This is a genomic window from uncultured Enorma sp., from assembly GCA_905210055.1.
Lineage (GTDB): Bacteria > Actinomycetota > Coriobacteriia > Coriobacteriales > Coriobacteriaceae > Enorma.
On record CAJLVH010000202.1, the window covers coordinates 1 to 2,302 of the forward strand.

The following is a 2,302-nucleotide window of genomic DNA, read 5'->3' on the forward strand; positions in this document are numbered from 1 at the left end:
GCCCCGCCGCGATGCTTCTACGCTTACTGCTTGTGCGGGCAGTTTTCGCAGCTGTGGTTGGAACCCTCGGCCGTGCTCGAACTAGAGCTTTCGCCCGAGCCACTCGTCGCTTCCGTCGAGGAGCTGCCACCGCGTTGGTCGGTATTGTAGAAGCCGCTGCCCACGAATTTGATGCCGCTTGCGCTGAACACCTTTTCCGCTGCTGATCCGCAGGTGGGGCAGGCGATGTCCGGATGCTCCGTCATCGCGTGCTCGACTTCGAAGACGCTGCCGCACGAGGTGCAGCGGTAATCATAACGTGCCATATTGATATCTCCTCGCATACCTATTGGTTCGCCACAGGGTACTGTACCCCAAATCGCGCCACAAACAAGGTTCGAACGGGTTTTCCGCCAACCATGCATGCGGCGCGATGGAGCAACGTCGGGATGCTGCTCGTGTGCGCGACGGGTCGTCGCATCACTTTGCGCTGCGTCCCGAATCGCGCATGAGCTCGGCAAACGATGCCTCGGCAGCCTCGATGTCTGCCTCGCATGCCTGCCAGCTCCAGTTCGCCTCGATCGTACCCGGCTTGTTCATGCGGGCATCGTCGCCCAGGCAGAGCACGTCTTGCAGCGGAATCATGACCACAGGGGCATTGCTCTCGAGCGCCTCGCGTACAAGATCCTTTGCCAGCTTTGCGCCTTCGGCTTCATCGCCGTCGGCAAACGCGCGCGTGCAGAAGCCGGCGAGCGTCGAGGTGTCGTGCGTCGAAGTGTAGAACACCTTGCCTGGTGCCGGATGCAAGCCCTGGCGCACATCGTAGTCGGAGAATTCGAGCACGTCCATGCCAGGGAAGCCGCAGGTCGCCATCAGCGCACGGACGCCCGGGGTGAGTACGCCCAGGTCTTCGGCAATGAACGGCAGATGACCCAGGTCTTCCGATGCCGCCTGGAAGAGCTCGATGCCAGGGCCGGCGAGCCAGCGCCCTGAGCTACCGGGTTCACCGGCGGGGATGCTGAAGTAGTTATGGAACCCCAGGAAATGGTCGAGACGCACGTAGTCGTAGAGTGAGCAGGCGCGCGCAAGCCGCTCTCGCCACCACGCGAAGTCCGTCTCGCGCATGCGATCCCAACGATAGGTGGGGTTGCCCCAAACCTGGCCTTCGGGTGCGAAGCCATCTGCCGGCGCGCCGGCGACCTCGATCGGCCGCCCATGGACATCGAGGTTGAAGAGTTCGGGCTTCGCCCAGACATCCGATGAATCGTCCGACACGTACATGGGCACGTCGCCGATGATTGCGATACCGCGCTCGTGTGCGTATGCGGCGACCTCGCGCCATGCAAGGTCGAAGCGGTACTGGAGATAGGCTTGCACGCGGGCTTCTTCGGCAAAACGCGGATCGGCGAGCAGGGCGACGTCGAAGTGGCTGAACGCCTCGGGTCATTGCACCCGCGCGGCACCGCTCATGTACGCCTTGACGGCCATGTAGGCGCAATAAGGGTCGAGCCACGCGGCGTTTTCCTCGCAAAACGCGCGGAACCCGCCGTCCTGCTCGCCGCCGTCCGCCCGCCAAGCGGCGTATGCGCCGCGCAGCTCATCCTCGGACTGGGGCAACAGCGCGATGTTGCCGGCGAAGGCCGAGGGGCCGGAATAGGGTGAACCGAACGCATCGACGGGGTTCACGGGCAGGATCTGCCAGTACCGCATACCCATCGCCGCGAGGTGGTCGATGAAGCGGAGGGAGGGCTCGCCGAGCGTCCCCGCCGCGCCGTCCTCGGTAGGTACGGAGGTGATGTGGCACACGATGCCGGCACCCGGCTCGAGCGCGAGCTGCAGGCGCTCCTCCTCGTGGAAGTACACCACTGCCGAGCCGAAGGGCCAGAGGAAAACCTCGACCATCCCATCGTCTGCGATCTTGAGCTTCGTGCCCGAGACCACGTCGGTCGCGCAGGAGGCTTCAGCAGGGATGCGCACCGTGCGGCAGTCGTAGCGGCTGCGGTTGATGAGCACGGTCGCCGTCTGGCCGTCTGCGCCGCGTCGCGTGTAGGCGAGCACGTCGCCCTCGCCGCCCTCTGGTGCCCAGGCGCGGATATCCCCGTCCACCAAAAACGGCAGCGCCCGGCGGATCGCGGAGGCGTTGCGGATGATGTCGGCCATATCGCGGTCGCGGATGTCCTTCTCGAGCGGCATGGTGCGGCGGTTGCCGGGATCGGAGAGGCCCTCCAAGCAGTATTCATCGCCGTAGTAGATGGAGGGCACGCCGGGGAACGTCATCTGCATGAGCGTGGCGAGCCAGAAGCGGCTCTTCGCAAGCCCCATC

The 2,302-nt window shown here is 64.7% G+C and carries 3 protein-coding genes; all 3 read right to left on the bottom strand.

Going from position 1 to position 2,302, the window contains the following annotated elements; translation table 11 throughout:
* Nucleotides 1-23 precede the first annotated feature (23 nt).
* On the bottom strand, nucleotides 24-305 hold the full coding sequence (locus QZ079_RS09140; protein WP_297037537.1) for an FmdB family zinc ribbon protein: 282 nt from the start codon (nucleotides 303-305) through the stop codon (nucleotides 24-26).
* A 154-nt stretch (nucleotides 306-459) separates the two neighbouring features.
* Nucleotides 460-1,392: a 4-alpha-glucanotransferase gene (locus QZ079_RS09145; protein WP_297037539.1), complete on the bottom strand. Its 933-nt coding sequence runs from the start codon at nucleotides 1,390-1,392 to the stop codon at nucleotides 460-462.
* Between the two features lie 30 nt (nucleotides 1,393-1,422).
* Nucleotides 1,423-2,302, bottom strand: an 880-nt coding sequence (locus QZ079_RS09150; protein ID WP_297037538.1) for a 4-alpha-glucanotransferase, incomplete at its 5' end; no start/stop codon positions are given.

What these genes read in the sequence shown, in the direction of transcription:
- QZ079_RS09140 (WP_297037537.1), bottom strand. Translation starts at nt 305, where the DNA reads ATGGCACGTTATGATTACCGCTGCACCTCGTGCGGCAGCGTCTTCGAA.